The organism is Pseudomonas sp. 43NM1, assembly GCF_002836905.1.
Lineage (GTDB): Bacteria > Pseudomonadota > Gammaproteobacteria > Pseudomonadales > Pseudomonadaceae > Aquipseudomonas > Aquipseudomonas prosekii.
Window position 1 is genome coordinate 1 of the sequence record NZ_MKGS01000023.1, and the last position, 13,557, is coordinate 13,557.

14 protein-coding genes are annotated in these 13,557 nt (G+C 60.8%); 10 read left to right on the top strand and 4 right to left on the bottom strand.

Annotated features, from left to right (window positions below; genetic code table 11):
• Positions 1-90 precede the first annotated feature (90 nt).
• From BI292_RS04340 to BI292_RS04350, 3 genes are read left to right on the top strand one after another with little or no spacing between them, the layout of a single operon-like run.
• Positions 91-1,203 (top strand): glycosyltransferase family 1 protein, encoded by a 1,113-nt coding sequence (locus BI292_RS04340; protein WP_101207124.1) that lies wholly within the window; start codon positions 91-93, stop codon positions 1,201-1,203.
• 5 nt (positions 1,204-1,208) lie between these two features.
• Positions 1,209-1,973 carry a DUF2334 domain-containing protein gene (locus BI292_RS04345; protein ID WP_101207117.1) on the top strand — a complete coding sequence of 255 codons (765 nt, stop codon included), beginning with the start codon at positions 1,209-1,211 and terminating at the stop codon, positions 1,971-1,973.
• Positions 1,970-2,965: a lysylphosphatidylglycerol synthase transmembrane domain-containing protein gene (locus BI292_RS04350; RefSeq protein WP_101207118.1), complete on the top strand. Its 996-nt coding sequence runs from the start codon at positions 1,970-1,972 to the stop codon at positions 2,963-2,965. The genes BI292_RS04345 and BI292_RS04350 overlap by 4 nt, the downstream gene beginning before the upstream one ends.
• 3 nt (positions 2,966-2,968) lie before the next feature.
• Here the strand turns inward: BI292_RS04350 and BI292_RS28915 are convergent, their stop codons facing one another.
• Positions 2,969-3,133, bottom strand: a complete 165-nt coding sequence (locus BI292_RS28915; RefSeq protein ID WP_167370439.1) for a hypothetical protein — start codon at positions 3,131-3,133, stop codon at positions 2,969-2,971.
• 59 nt (positions 3,134-3,192) lie between these two features.
• Positions 3,193-4,041, bottom strand: coding sequence for a formyltetrahydrofolate deformylase (gene purU, locus BI292_RS04355; RefSeq protein WP_092278767.1), 849 nt, complete (start codon positions 4,039-4,041; stop codon positions 3,193-3,195).
• A 338-nt stretch (positions 4,042-4,379) separates the two neighbouring features.
• On the opposite strand from purU, the gene mvaT reads away from it, so the two are divergent.
• On the top strand, positions 4,380-4,757 hold the full coding sequence (mvaT, locus tag BI292_RS04365) for a histone-like nucleoid-structuring protein MvaT (RefSeq protein WP_007945872.1): 378 nt from the start codon (positions 4,380-4,382) through the stop codon (positions 4,755-4,757).
• A gap of 88 nt (positions 4,758-4,845) precedes the next feature.
• Here mvaT and sbcB read toward each other — a convergent pair whose 3' ends face one another.
• Positions 4,846-6,285 (bottom strand): exodeoxyribonuclease I, encoded by a 1,440-nt coding sequence (sbcB, locus tag BI292_RS04370; protein ID WP_101207120.1) that lies wholly within the window; start codon positions 6,283-6,285, stop codon positions 4,846-4,848.
• Between the two features lie 185 nt (positions 6,286-6,470).
• Between sbcB and BI292_RS04375 the strand changes: the two genes are divergently transcribed.
• From BI292_RS04375 to BI292_RS04400, 6 genes are read left to right on the top strand one after another with little or no spacing between them, the layout of a single operon-like run.
• On the top strand, positions 6,471-7,196 hold the full coding sequence (locus tag BI292_RS04375; protein ID WP_092278765.1) for an RDD family protein: 726 nt from the start codon (positions 6,471-6,473) through the stop codon (positions 7,194-7,196).
• The gene (locus BI292_RS04380) at positions 7,193-8,170 is read left to right on the top strand and encodes a stage II sporulation protein M (protein WP_101207125.1); all 978 of its coding nucleotides are present in this window, start codon (positions 7,193-7,195) and stop codon (positions 8,168-8,170) included. Before BI292_RS04375 ends, BI292_RS04380 begins: the two co-directional genes overlap by 4 nt.
• On the top strand, positions 8,157-9,701 hold the full coding sequence (locus BI292_RS04385) for a DUF4129 domain-containing protein (protein WP_101207121.1): 1,545 nt from the start codon (positions 8,157-8,159) through the stop codon (positions 9,699-9,701). The genes BI292_RS04380 and BI292_RS04385 overlap by 14 nt, the downstream gene beginning before the upstream one ends.
• Positions 9,698-10,861: a DUF4350 domain-containing protein gene (locus BI292_RS04390; protein ID WP_101207122.1), complete on the top strand. Its 1,164-nt coding sequence runs from the start codon at positions 9,698-9,700 to the stop codon at positions 10,859-10,861. The genes BI292_RS04385 and BI292_RS04390 overlap by 4 nt, the downstream gene beginning before the upstream one ends.
• A complete protein-coding gene (locus BI292_RS04395) occupies positions 10,858-11,856 on the top strand; it encodes a MoxR family ATPase (protein ID WP_092278761.1) in 999 nt (332 codons plus the stop codon). The genes BI292_RS04390 and BI292_RS04395 overlap by 4 nt, the downstream gene beginning before the upstream one ends.
• The gene (locus BI292_RS04400; protein ID WP_101207123.1) at positions 11,853-13,184 is read left to right on the top strand and encodes a DUF58 domain-containing protein; all 1,332 of its coding nucleotides are present in this window, start codon (positions 11,853-11,855) and stop codon (positions 13,182-13,184) included. The genes BI292_RS04395 and BI292_RS04400 overlap by 4 nt, the downstream gene beginning before the upstream one ends.
• A gap of 6 nt (positions 13,185-13,190) precedes the next feature.
• Here BI292_RS04400 and BI292_RS04405 read toward each other — a convergent pair.
• On the bottom strand, positions 13,191-13,557 hold a 367-nt coding region (locus BI292_RS04405), incomplete at its 5' end, for a hypothetical protein (protein ID WP_218563477.1).

Sequence of the window (13,557 nt, forward strand, 5' to 3'; positions counted from 1 at the left end):
CTGATCCCCCCGCCCGCAAAACCTCAACCGAACATCTATCCTTGTTAAAGGTCAACCGAGGAAGAGCAACGGCCCAGAGGGATGTTCATCGTGCATATCGCTGACATAACCATGTTCTACGCCCCTGCCAGCGGTGGCGTGCGCACTTATCTGGATGCAAAACATCGTCGCCTGAGCATCAAGCCGGGCATTCGCCACAGTCTGTTGATCCCTGGTTCACACTTCAGTGAACAGGACGGCATTTACACCGTTCCCGCCCCCGCCCTGCCCTTCGGCAAGGGTTATCGCTTCCCGCTGCGTCTGGCGCCGTGGCGCAACGTTTTGCAGGATTTGCAGCCGGACCTGATCGAAGTCGGCGATCCCTACCTCACCGCGTGGGCGGCGCTGGATGCGCGGCGGCAACTCGACGTGCCGGTGATCGGCTTTTACCACTCGGACCTGCCGCTGCTGGTAAGCAACCGCATGGGCAACTGGCTGACGACTAATGTCGAAGCCTACGTCAGCAAACTGTATGGCAACTTCGACCGGGTGCTGGCGCCCAGCCAAGTGATGGCCGACAAACTCACCGGTCTCGGCGTGCGCAATGTCTTTGTGCAGCCACTCGGCGTCGATTTGCAGACGTTCAACCCCAGCGCCCGCGATCCGGGCCTGCGCGCCGAGCTGGGAATTGCTGAAGACACTCGGCTGCTGATCTTCGCCGGCCGTGGCTCGAAAGAGAAAAACCTGCCGGTGCTGCTTAATTGCATGAAACGCCTCGGCCCGCGTTATCACTTGTTGCTGGTCGGCTCCTCAATGCCGGCGCAGGTGCCGGACAACGTTAGCGTGATCGATCAGTTTTGCCCGGCGCCGCAAGTCGCGCGGCTGATGGCCAGTGCCGACGCGCTGCTACATGCCGGCGATCAGGAGACTTTCGGCCTGGTGATCCTCGAAGCCATGGCCAGCGGGATTCCGGTGGTCGCGGTGGCGGCCGGTGCGTTCAGCGAAATCGTCAGCGAACACTGCGGTTTGCTCTGCGCGCCGAACAATCCCTTGGCGATGGCCAATGCGGTGCGCGAATTGTTCAGCCAGGGCAGCGTCGCGCTGGGCCAACAGGCGCGGCAACATGTCGAGCGCCATTACGCCTGGGACGCGGTGGTCAACAGTTTGCTCGGCCATTACCACGCCGTGCTCGGCAGCCCGATGGCCCTGGCCGCGAATGGTTGAAAGCGATGAATCCGCCAACCCTGTTACTGGTCCTGCACGACGTCGCGCCTCAAACCTGGGCGGATTACCAACCCTTCGTCGACGCTGTCGATGCCCTGGGTGATGTGCCGATTACGTGGCTGGTGGTCCCCGATTTTCACAAAAACAATCAGCTTGCAGCGCATGCGGAGTTTCGCCGAATGCTCGACAGCCGCGTCGCGCGCGGTGACGAACTGGCGCTGCACGGCTACTTCCATTGTGACGACGGACCGCCGGCGCATACCCCGCGAGACTGGTTCATGCGTCGCGTCTACACCCACGAAGGCGAGTTCTACAGCCTCTCGCAAACCGCCGCCCTCGCGCGTTTGCAGGCTGGCATTGAGGTGTTTCGCCGTTACAATTGGCCGCTCGAAGGTTTTGTCGCGCCGGCCTGGCTGATGAGTGATGGCACCCGCCAGGCATTGCGCCAGTTGCCATTGAGTTACACCAGCGACCCGCAACATCTGTATCGTCTGCCGGACTTTTCCGTGATCGACGCCCCCGGGCTGGTCTGGAGTGCGCGCAGTGCGTGGCGGCGCGGGTTGTCAAAAGTCATCAGCGATCAGCGCGAACAACGCTGGCGGCAAGCGCCGGTGATTCGCCTGGGCCTGCACCCGGTGGACATGCGGCACGCTTTTTCGCGCAATTATTGGCTACAAACACTTAAACGCTTAATGGATGAGGGCCGTGTGCCAATGACCAAGGCCAACTGGCTGAAGCTGCAACCTGAACGTATCGGCCGCGTCGCATGAGTCGGGGGATTCTGCTGTTTCTTGCGTTGCTCGCGGCGGTAATGATTCCGCTGGTGCTGGGCGGCAACGAAACCTGGTCGCGGCTGCAAAGCTTTCCGCTGAGCGGGTTGCTGATCATGTTCGGCATGATTCTGCTGTGCTGGGTGGTCAACACCATGCGCTTGCGCCTATTGCTCGGCGATCAACGCCACAAAGTCACACGGGTCAAAAGCCTGGGTGTGGTCATGGCGGCAGAGTTTGCCTATTGCGCCACGCCCGGCGGCAGCGGCGGCCCATTGACGATCATGGCGCTGCTGGCGCGCAACGGCGTGCGCCCGGCTCGCGGCAGCGCGGTGTTTGCCATGGACCAGTTGAGCGATCTGCTGTTTTTCCTCTGCGCGCTCAGCGGCATTCTGATTTACGCCCTGTTCCAGCACCTCAGCCAACGCATGGAATGGCTGCTGACGGTGAGCGCGGTGTCGATGTTCGGCGGGCTGATCTGCTGCGTCGCCGTGGCGCGTTATCACCGTTTGCTGATTCGCCTGGGTGGTCGGCTGCTGGTGCGGCTGAACGTCAAAGGCTCTACGCGGATGCGCTGGGCGCGCAAACTCCTGCATTTTCTGGCGGCATTCACTGACACGCTGAAACTGCCGGTGCCGACGCTGATCAAGGTGTTTGCCCTGACGTGCGTGCATTGGATTTTGCGTTATAGCGTGCTGTACCTGGCGTTGCGCGGTTTGGGCGCGGACTTGCAGTGGGCCTGGAGTTTTCTGATCCAGATGCTGTCGTTGAGTGCGGGGCAGTTCAGCCTGTTGCCGGGCGGTGCCGGGGCGGCGGAGTTGACTTCAGCAGCCTTGCTGGCGCCGATGGTGGGCAAATCGACCGCAGCGGCGGCGATCCTGATTTGGCGGGCAGTGACGTATTACTTTTATCTGGTGGTCGGTGGGCCGGTGTTTCTGATAATGCTCGGGCGACCACTGTTGAAGAAGTTGATGAAGTTCAAACAGGCCTGAATGTCAGTCTTCTTCAGACTCCGGTTTCAACTCTTCCCACAACTGCGCGGCGTCCGGGAAATCGGTGCCGTCGTCCGGGCTCAGCTCATCCGGGTCATAGCGGCTCAAACAGCCTTCGCCCAATGTCGCGGGTGCTTTGGATGTGGCTTTGTCGAGTGGGTCGCTCATGTTTGTCTCCCGGTTCTGCTCGTTCCCACGCAGGGCATGGGAACGAGCTTGCACTCAGCTTAGAACACCACGGTTTTATTGCCGTGCACCAACACCCGGTCTTCCAGGTGATAACGCAGACCGCGGGCCAGGACCATTTTCTCGACGTCGCGACCGAAGCGCACCATGTCTTCGATGCTGTCGCTGTGGCTGACGCGCACCACGTCCTGCTCGATGATCGGGCCGGCGTCGAGTTCTTCGGTGACGTAGTGGCAGGTCGCGCCGATCAACTTCACGCCACGCAGGGAAGCCTGGTGGTACGGCTTGGCGCCGACAAACGACGGCAGGAAGCTGTGGTGAATGTTGATGACTTTGTGCGCGTATTCGCGGCACAACGCCGGCGGCAGAATCTGCATGTAACGGGCAAGTACCACCACTTCGGCGTCGTGCTGTTTGACCAGACGCGAGACTTCGGCGAAGGCCGGCTCTTTATCCTGCGGATTGACCGGCACGTGGTAATAAGGAATACCGTGCCACTCGACCATGCTGCGCAAGTCGTCGTGGTTGGAAATCACGCAGGAGATTTCGCAGTCCAGTTCATCGCTGTGCCAGCGGTGCAGCAAGTCCGCCAGGCAGTGCGACTCGCGGCTGGCCATCAACACCACGCGCTTCTTCTGCTCGGTGTCGGTGACACGCCAGTCCATCGAGAACTCTTCGGCGATCGGCGCAAATGCCTCGCGGAAGGCTTCAAGACCGAATGGCAGCGAGTCGGCACGAATTTCGTGACGCATGAAGAACCAGCCGCTCAGATTGTCCGAGTGGTGGCTCGCTTCAGTGATCCAGCCGTTATGTGACGCCAGAAAGTTACTGACTTTAGCAACGATACCGACGCGGTCCGGGCAAGCAATCACCAGCCGAAAAGTGCGCATTTGGGTCAAACTCCAGAACTTCGTAAAGGCCGCCATTCTAGCGATTGCGCAGCAAAACTGCAGTATTGATGATGCCGCGCTCGGCACATTGGGCGCAGACACGGCTGGCGCCAGCATCACGCGCTGGCGTAATGGTGCTCACGCAAGCGTTCTTCAAGCATGCAATTGTGAATATCTGTGTTGACTGCATCACACTATTTAACTGCACATTGAATTTATGGCTATTTGATCGCAACTAATTTAAATAAAACCCGGGTTAAATGTTTACTTGCTGAAACACCCTGACTATTATTGCCGCACTGTCCCTGCCATCCCGCTTCCTACATAAGGTAGTCCTCATGTCCTTGATCAACGAATACCGCGCCACCGAAGAAGCTATCAAAGAGCTGCAAGCCCGTTTGAAGAATCTGTCCCAAGACGACAAACTGCAAACCGAGCTGGAATTCGAAGGCAAGCTGCGCACCCTGATGGGTGAATACTCCAAGTCCCTGCGTGACATCATTGCGCTGTTGGATCCAGAGTCCAAGTCCAAGGCACCACGTGGCGGCGCAGTAAAAACTACTGGCACCAAGCGTGCTCGCAAAGTTAAACAATACAAAAACCCGCACAACGGCGAAGTCATCGAAACCAAAGGTGGCAACCACAAAACTCTGAAAGAGTGGAAAGCCAAGTGGGGCGGTGACGTGGTTGAAGGCTGGGCTACCCTGCTGGGCTAAGCTGCACGCCGGTCACAGAATGATTATGTGACACAAAAGAACGCCAGCGAATGCTGGCGTTTTTTTATGCCTGCGATTCAGCCGGCAATCATTCGATGTTGATGTTCAACCGTTGGCGTAATCCTTCGACATGAATCATCCATTGACTGAGTACTTCCTGCTGAAACGATGTAGCGCTATTGGCCAATTGCGCGGCGTCGCGTGCAAAAGATTCCAGGGTATTTGGCGCGCCCCATTCTGGAGCAGACAAACGTTGCTGACAGAATATGCGCCAGCGTTCTTGCTCTTCCACACTCAGCGTGTCGGGGAAGTTACGTGCGCGATATCGAAACAATAATTCAGGTAAACGTTCGTCATCGAACGGCCATTGTTGTTGCGCTAATTGCAGCGGGTCGGCGGCCCTGACTTGATCACATAGACGCCGATCGCGATCACCGATAAAGCCATCATATAACTGCTGTTCCGGGTCTTCGCTGGAAGTAAAAGCCTCGCTGGCGTAAATCGCCATGACTTTATCGCGCCAAACTTGTTGTGCGTCACTTAGCCGCAGCGCGCGCTGCTGATACAGCGCCATATCCAGGCCGAGGCGTTGCTGATCTTCGGCGCGAAGTACCGACAACGGTGCGACCACCGGGCACTTGTTGATATGAATGAGTTTGAGCGGCACCGGCAATTCGCCTTCGGCCAGATCATCGCGGCGCGTGTAGAGGCGCTGGCGCAATGTTTCGGCATCGAGGTCGAGCAAGCCCTGCGGATCGAGGTGCAAGTCGCAGACGATCAGCGCGTTCTTGTTGCGCGGATGCCACGCCAGCGGCAGCACCACACCGACAAAACTGCGAGCCGCCGAAAACCGCCCGGAGATGTGCACCATCGGCTGCAACAAGCGAATCTGATCCATGACTTTCTGTTTGCTGCGCAGCTGGAACAGCCAGTCGTACAACTTCGGTTGTTTCTGCCGAATCAACCGCGCCAGGGCAATGGTCGCGCGCACGTCGGACAAAGCCTCGTGAGCGTTGCCGTGATCGATGTTGTTGGCCACCGTCAGCCGATCAAGCTTGAGCGTCACCCGCCCCTGGTCATCCGTTGGCCACTCCAGCCCATCGGGACGCAAGGCATAGGCTGCGCGCACCACATCGATCAGGTCCCAACGGCTGTTGCCGCCCTGCCACTCGCGGGCATACGGGTCGAAAAAGTTTCGATACAGGCTGTAACGGGTCATCTCGTCGTCGAAACGCAACGTGTTGTAACCCGCGCCGCAAGTGCCGGGCGCCGCGAGTTGGGCGTGCACCCGCGTCATGAAATCGGCTTCGCTCAAGCCCAGTTCGGCGAGGCGGCTCGGGGTGATGCCGGTGATCGCGCACGCCGCCGGGTGCGGCAGGATGTCGTCACTGGGCTGGCAATACAGATTGACCGGCTCGTCTATTTCATTGAGCTCAAAGTCGGTGCGAATCCCCGCGACTTGCAACGGGCGGTCGCATCGGGGATTGATGCCAGTGGTTTCATAGTCGTACCAGAAGATCGAAGTCACGGGCTGTTCCTGAACTGAAGACGGGCGAAGTCTGGCGCACACCGCGCGTTGCGGCCAGTGCTCTGGTCATTCAAACATGTTCGACTTTGCCGCGTGCACTACATAGTTATGTCGTTTTTACCCGAGAGGCTGCTAGCATCGGCCACAGATTGACTGCCGATCCGGCCTCATCATTCAGGTTGCCCATGCTCGTGACCACAGCACTGCCAAGGAAAGCGACGCTGTCCCCGCCACTGGACACGCGGTATCACGTCGAAACGCCGGAAGGCATCGACTTGCCACTGCGCCCGGCCGGGTTGCTGGTCCGTGCGCTGGCGTTCAGCATCGACCTGGGTTTGCGCGGGTTGATCCTCGGCCTGCTGTTTATCGTCCTGGCGTTTCTCGGCCGGCTCGGCGCCGGGCTCGGTTCGCTGCTGCTGTTCGCGATCAGTTGGTGGTACATGGTGTTGTTCGAGGTGCTCAATCAGGGGCGCTCGCCCGGCAAACACATGATGGGTTTGCGCGTGGTGCAGGACGACGGCACGCCGATTGGCTGGTCGGCCTCGTTGCTGCGAAACCTGCTGCGATTTGTCGATATGCTGCCGTTCGGTTACTTCCTCGGCGCCATCAGTTGCCTGCAACACCCCACCTTCAAACGCCTCGGCGACCTCGCCGCCGGCACGCTGGTGATCTACAGCGAAGCAAAACTGCGCCGCCCTGACTTGCCCGAGGCCCAGCCCCGGCGCCCGGCGTTTGCCCTGACATTGACCGAGCAGCGGGCGATTCTCGGTTTCGCCGAACGCCAAAGTGAACTGTCGCCGGCGCGGGTCGATGAGCTGGCCAGCCTGCTCGCGCAACCCTTGCACGTTGCGCCGCCGCACGCCGTGGCCGAACTCAACGGCATCGCTCGCGGCTTGTTGGGTCCGACATGAAGCAAAGCCTTTTCGAGAGTCGGCACAAGGCCGAATGGGAGCACTTCGCGCTGGTCCTCGAGCGTCTGGAGCGCGGCAAGCCCACTGCGCGCATCGCCAGTTTCCCCAAGGACTATCGCCGCCTCTGCCATCACCTGGCGCTGGCGCAAGAGCGCGGCTACAGCAGTTTTCTCATCGACTCGTTGCAGCATCAGGTGCTGCGCGGGCATCAGCAGTTTTATCGGCACCGCAGCCGGCTCGGGGCGAATGCGCTGGCGTTCATCCTCGCCGACTTCCCGCGACTGGTGCGTCAGCAGTGGCCGTTTGTGCTCGCGGCGGTGCTGATGTTTTTTGGCAGTCTGATCGGCATGGGACTGTTGGTTTACCTGTTCCCGGACTTGATCTACAACCTGATCCCGGCCGATCAGGTCAGCGAGATGCAAAGCATGTACGACCCGGTGGCCGGGCACCTCGGGCGCTCGGCCGAACGTGCCGCTAGCGAAGATTGGGTGATGTTCGGTTACTACGTGATGCACAACATCGGCATCGCGTTTCAGACCTTCGCCAGTGGTTTGCTGTTGGGTCTGGGCAGCGTGTTTTTCCTGATCTTCAACGGTTTGACCATCGGCGCGGTGGCCGGGCACCTGACGCAAATCGGCTACGGGCAAACCTTCTGGTCCTTCGTGATTGGCCACGGCGCCTTCGAATTGAGCGCCATCGCCCTGTCCGGCGCGGCGGGTCTGCAACTCGGTTGGGCATTGATTGCCCCGGGCCGCCTGCCCCGCGCCGAAGCGCTGCGGGTGGCGGCGCGCAAGAGCGTGCTGCTGATTTGCGGGGTGATGCTGTTTCTGTTGATTGCCGCGTTTGTCGAAGCCTATTGGTCGTCGATGACCACGGTGACGCCGATCACCAAATACCTGGTCGGCGCGGCGCTGTGGTTGTTGGTGATCGGGTATCTGTTGTTGGCCGGACGGACTCGCCATGCGCCTGAGTGATGCCACCGTCGTCATTCGCCCGCGTAACAGCTGGGAAGCCATGGACCTCGGCGTGCTGCTGAGCCAGCGCCATCGACGCCTGTTGATGACCAGTTGGGCCATCGTCACTTTGCCGATTTTCATCCTTCTAAGTGTGCTGCTGTGGGATTCGCCGTCGCTGGCGGTGTTTATTTTCTGGTGGCTGAAACCGGCGTTTGAACGCCTGCCGCTGTACATCCTGTCAAAGAGTCTGTTCGGCGAAACGCCCACGCTCAAACAAGCGCTGCGCGAATGGCCGCGCCTGCTCAAGCCGCAATTGCTTGCCAGCCTGACCTGGCGGCGCTTGAGCCCGAGTCGCAGTTTCGTGATGCCGGTGGTGCAACTTGAAGGCCTCGACGGCGTGCAACGTCAGCAGCGTCTGGCGGTATTGCTGCAACGCAATGCCGGCGCCGCGCAGTGGCTGACGATCATCGGCGTGCACCTGGAAACCGCGTTGTGGGTCGGCCTGATGGTGCTGTTTTACTTGCTGCTGCCGCAGCAGATCGAACTCGATTGGGACTGGCAAAGCCTGATCGCCGCCGCCAGTCATGACTGGTTGTGGCTGGAACACCTGACCAACGCCTTTTACGCATTGGTGCTGGTGGTCTGGGAACCGATTTATGTCGCGTGCGGTTTCAGTTTGTACCTGAACCGGCGCACGGTGCTGGAGGCCTGGGACATCGAACTGGTGTTCCGGCGCATGCGTCAGCGCCTGAGCAGCGCGGCGGCGGTTTTGCTAGTGGCGCTGATTGTGCTGATTCCCAACCCACAAACGCCGTGGGCCGCCGAGCCGGTGATCTCGCCGGACACGCCGCGCCTGCTCGATCAGCCACTGACCAGCCAGGCATCGCGCGACAGCATCAAGGCAATCCTCGAGCAGCCGCCGTTCAAGAACAACGAATCGGTGACCCGCTATCGTTTCGGCGAGGAGCAGCCCGCCAGCCAAAGCCAAGAGGATGGCAGCGCCCCTGACTGGTTGAAAACCCTGCTGAGGTTGCTCGACGGCCAGGGTTTCGGCGCCATCGCGACACTGTTGGAAGTGCTTTTGTGGGGCACGCTGATTGCCGCGCTCGGTCTGTTGATCTGGCGTTATCGCGAGTGGTTGCAGGCGTTCGTCAGCCGCCGACCGACCCGCCGACGCCAAGTCGAGCGGGCAATCCCAAAGCAACTGTTCGGGCTGAATGTGCATCAGCAAACCCTGCCCGCCGACGTCGCGGCTGCGGCCGAACAACTCTGGCAAAGCAATCCTCGCGAAGCGCTTGGCTTGCTTTATCGCGCGCTGCTCAGCCGTTTGTTGCATGACTTCAATCTGCCGTTGAAAGACGCCGACACCGAGGGCCAGGTGCTCGAGCACGTCGGCCACCTGCAACAACCGGACTTGCTCGCGTTCAGCCAAACCCTCACCCAACACTGGCAAGCCATGGCTTACGGGCACCGCTTGCCACCAGCGCAGTCGCAGCAGCAACTGTGCGACGGCTGGCGGGCGCTGTTTCACTCGGGAGCCGCGCATTGAGCCGGCGCGGATGGCTGGCGCTCGGCGCGGTGGTGGCCGTGTTGCTCGGTGCTTTGTGCGTTTATCTGTACCTCAACGCCACGCCGTATCAGGAGATCGTCGACCACGGCCCTTCTCCCGAGGCGCGCGCCAATCCGTATCTGGCGGCTGAACAGTTTCTGCGCCAGCAAGGGCTCGCGGTCACCCACGCCAACAGCCTCGACGTGCTGCCCGGCATCGAGCCGCATCAGAACAGCCTGCTGCTGTTCGGCGATCGTTCGAACATGACCCCGCGCCAGGTAGATCAAGTGCTGAACTGGACCCGCGCCGGTGGCCGATTGCTGTTTGTCGCCGAGTCGCTGTGGGATGAAAAGACCGGCCAGAGCAATGACCTGCTGCTCGACCGCGTGCAAGTGCATCAATCCCTGAGCAAAGACCTCAAAGAGCCGCCGCCAGACGCGCTTGACGATGCCTTTCCAAAACTGACCAAGCTGTATCTGGAAGATGAAGAGGCGCCCGCCTACGCCGGTTTCGATACCGCATTCCATCTCGAGGACCCGAACAATCTCGCGCAGGCCTGGGCCAACAGCGGCAAGGCAACGCACATGATGCAACTGGCCCACGGGCTCGGTTCGATCATCGTGGTCACCGACGCCGACCTGTGGACAACCCCGGCCATCGAGCAATACGACAACGCCTGGCTGCTGTGGTACTTGAGCGCCGACACCAATGTGACGCTGCTGTACAACAGCGAACACGATTCGCTGCTGACCTTGCTGCTGCGCTATTTTCCGCAAGCGCTCGTGGCCCTCGCGGCGTTGATCCTGCTCGGTTGCTGGCATGCCGGCGTGCGCCATGGGCCGCTGTTGCAACCGCCAGCGAAAGCCCGTCGACAACTTCAGGAACACCTGCGCGCGAGCGCCGATTTCATGCTCCGGCGCAACGGCCAGGACAGTCTGCTGCAAGCCTTGCAGCACGACATCCTGCGCCGCGCGCGTCGCCGTCATCCCGGTTTTGAACAACTGGCGGTTGCCGAACAATGGCTGGTGCTGTCGCGCCTGACCCGGCAACCGACCCGCGCCATCAGCCAGGCCCTGAGCCCGCGCCCGAAACAGCGGCTGTCCAGCGCTGAGTTCAGCCGTCAGGTCGCCCACCTGCAAACTTTGAGGAATGCCTTATGAGTGACATCGAGCCCGGCAGCCAACAACACGCCGCCCAGCAACGCCAGCGTGCCAGTCAACTGGCGCAGTCGGTGCGCGGCGAATTGCGCAAAGCCGTGATCGGCCAGAACAGCGTGATCGACGACGTGCTGACCGCGTTGATTGCCGGCGGCCACGTGTTGCTCGAAGGCGTGCCGGGGTTGGGCAAAACCCTGCTGGTGCGCGCCCTCGCTCGCTGCTTCGGTGGCGAGTTCGCGCGGATCCAGTTCACCCCGGATTTAATGCCCAGCGACGTCACCGGGCACGCGGTGTACGACCTGCAAACCGAGCAATTCAAACTGCGCAAAGGCCCGTTGTTCACCAACCTGTTACTGGCTGACGAGATCAACCGCGCGCCGGCCAAGACCCAGGCTGCGCTGCTCGAAGCGATGCAGGAACGCCAAGTCACCCTTGAAGGACGCGCGCTGCCGATCGCGCAACCATTCATGGTCCTCGCCACGCAAAACCCGATTGAACAGGAAGGCACTTATCCACTGCCGGAAGCGGAACTGGATCGCTTCATGCTCAAGGTGCGTATGGATTATCCCGACGCCGAGCAGGAGTTGGACATGGTGCGCCAGGTCAGCCGCTCGACCCGCGCCGACATGCTTGACGTGCAGCCGCTGCGCACGGTGTTGCAGGCCAAGGACGTGATGGTGTTGCAGCGGATTGCCAGCGACTTGCCGCTGGACGAACACGTGCTCGATTACGCCATCCGTCTCGCCCGCGCGACGCGCACCTGGCCCGGCCTGACGTTAGGCGCCGGGCCTCGCGCATCGATTGCGCTGGTGCGTTGCGCGCGGGCGCGGGCGTTGTTGCGCGGTGGCGAGTTCGTCATCCCGGACGACATCAAGGGCTGCGCGCTGGCGGTGTTGCGCCATCGCGTGCGGATCGCGCCGGAGCTGGATATCGAAGGCCTGAATGTCGATCAGGTGCTGCAACAGCTGCTCGACCAAGTCGCGGCGCCACGCCTGTGAAACCGTCGCGTCTGCTGCTGATCTGGCTGTCCGTGTTACTCGGTTTCGGCATGGTGCTGGGGACGTTGCGCGCGCTCGAATTCGCCCTTCCAGACCATCTGTCTGCGATCAGTTGGGCGCTGTTGCTGGCGCTGCTGGTGTTGAGCGGGATTGACGCGATCCGCCTCAAACGCTTGCCCGCGCCGCGGCTCAAACGGCAGATGCCCGGTAGCCTGGCACTGGGCCGTTGGAGCGAGGTGCAACTGGAAGTCGAACACGATTTTTCCGACGCGCTGAGGGTAAAAATCTTCGATCACGTCCCCGATGGCCTGAGCTTCGAACACCTGCCGCTGACACTCGAATTGCAACCCGGCCAACGCAGTTTGATCAGCTATCGTCTGCGCCCGTTGCGCCGTGGCCATTTCAGTTTCGAACAGTGCGAAATCAACCTGCCGAGCCCGATGGGCCTGTGGTCCGACAAACGCTTGCTCAGCGTGCGCGACAGCACCCGGGTCTACCCGGATTTCGCGCGCCTGTATGGCGGCGAATTGCTGGCGGTGGACAACTGGCTCAGCCAACTCGGTGTGCGTCAGCGGCAACGGCGGGGCCAGGGGCTGGAATTTCATCAGTTGCGCGAGTACCGCGAGGGCGACAGCTTGCGCCAGATCGACTGGAAAGCCACGGCCCGCCAACGCACGCCGATTGCCCGGGAATATCAGGACGAACGCGATCAGCAGATTGTTTTCATGCTCGACTGCGGCCGCAGCATGCGCAGCCAGGACGGTGAACTGAGCCACTTCGACCATGCGTTGAATGCCTGCCTGCTATTGAGTTACGTCGCGTTGCGTCAGGGCGATGCCGTGGGGTTGAGCACCTTCGCCAACGATCAACCGCACCACCTCGCCCCGGTCAAAGGACCGGGCCAACTCAAGGTTTTGCTCAACGCCGTGTACGACCTCGACAACACCCCGCGCCCCGCCGACTATCAGGCCGCCGTCAGCCACTTGCTGGCCCGGCACAAGCGCCGTTCATTGGTGGTGCTGGTGACCAACCTGCGCGATGAAGACGATGAAGAATTGCTCGGCGCGGTCAAACGTCTGGGCCAGCAACATCGCGTACTGGTTGCCAGTCTGCGCGAGGACACGCTGGACGAACTGCGCCAATCGCCAGTGCAAACCTTGCCTGAGGCGTTGGTGTATTGCGGCACGGTGGATTACTTGAACGCGCGGGCCGAACTCCATGAGCGCTTGAGTGCTCATGGCGTCCCGGTGCTGGAGGCCCGGCCCGCAGAACTGGGGGCCGGGTTGGTGACGCGGTATTTGAGTTGGAAGAAGGCTGGGGTGTTTTGATTTCATCTAGTCCGGAATGACATCGACATAAATCGTCCGTCGGACAGGTTCCTCCCTGACGTTCCTCACTTCGACGGTCATTCCGAGGTATTCGCTGGCACGACTTTTTTGTAATCTCGAATAGATGCCATCTATATTCGTGCGAACCGCGATCATCTCGCCCCCCGACTGCAGGGGTCGTGTCACGAACACTTCTTTGTCGATAGCCGGCTGACCATCCTCCGTGTTCACAAAGTAGGCTTTCAGAACGACGAACACGCGTTCTTGTACGGAACCGGAAGGCTTCGCCGTCAGCTCTTTTATCGTCAGATGAGCCGGTTTGACCTCGACCGGGACCGCCACTGATGCCACGTCCCAGCCACCCTCCCCGCCC

What these genes read in the sequence shown, in the direction of transcription:
- purU (WP_092278767.1), bottom strand. Translation starts at nt 4,041, where the DNA reads ATGCGCACTTTTCGGCTGGTGATTGCTTGCCCGGACCGCGTCGGTATC.
- BI292_RS04395 (WP_092278761.1), top strand. Translation starts at nt 10,858, where the DNA reads ATGAGTGACATCGAGCCCGGCAGCCAACAACACGCCGCCCAGCAACGC.
- BI292_RS28915 (WP_167370439.1), bottom strand. Translation starts at nt 3,133, where the DNA reads ATGAGCGACCCACTCGACAAAGCCACATCCAAAGCACCCGCGACATTG.
- BI292_RS04385 (WP_101207121.1), top strand. Translation starts at nt 8,157, where the DNA reads ATGCGCCTGAGTGATGCCACCGTCGTCATTCGCCCGCGTAACAGCTGG.
- BI292_RS04350 (WP_101207118.1), top strand. Translation starts at nt 1,970, where the DNA reads ATGAGTCGGGGGATTCTGCTGTTTCTTGCGTTGCTCGCGGCGGTAATG.
- BI292_RS04345 (WP_101207117.1), top strand. Translation starts at nt 1,209, where the DNA reads ATGAATCCGCCAACCCTGTTACTGGTCCTGCACGACGTCGCGCCTCAA.
- BI292_RS04380 (WP_101207125.1), top strand. Translation starts at nt 7,193, where the DNA reads ATGAAGCAAAGCCTTTTCGAGAGTCGGCACAAGGCCGAATGGGAGCAC.
- BI292_RS04375 (WP_092278765.1), top strand. Translation starts at nt 6,471, where the DNA reads ATGCTCGTGACCACAGCACTGCCAAGGAAAGCGACGCTGTCCCCGCCA.
- mvaT (WP_007945872.1), top strand. Translation starts at nt 4,380, where the DNA reads ATGTCCTTGATCAACGAATACCGCGCCACCGAAGAAGCTATCAAAGAG.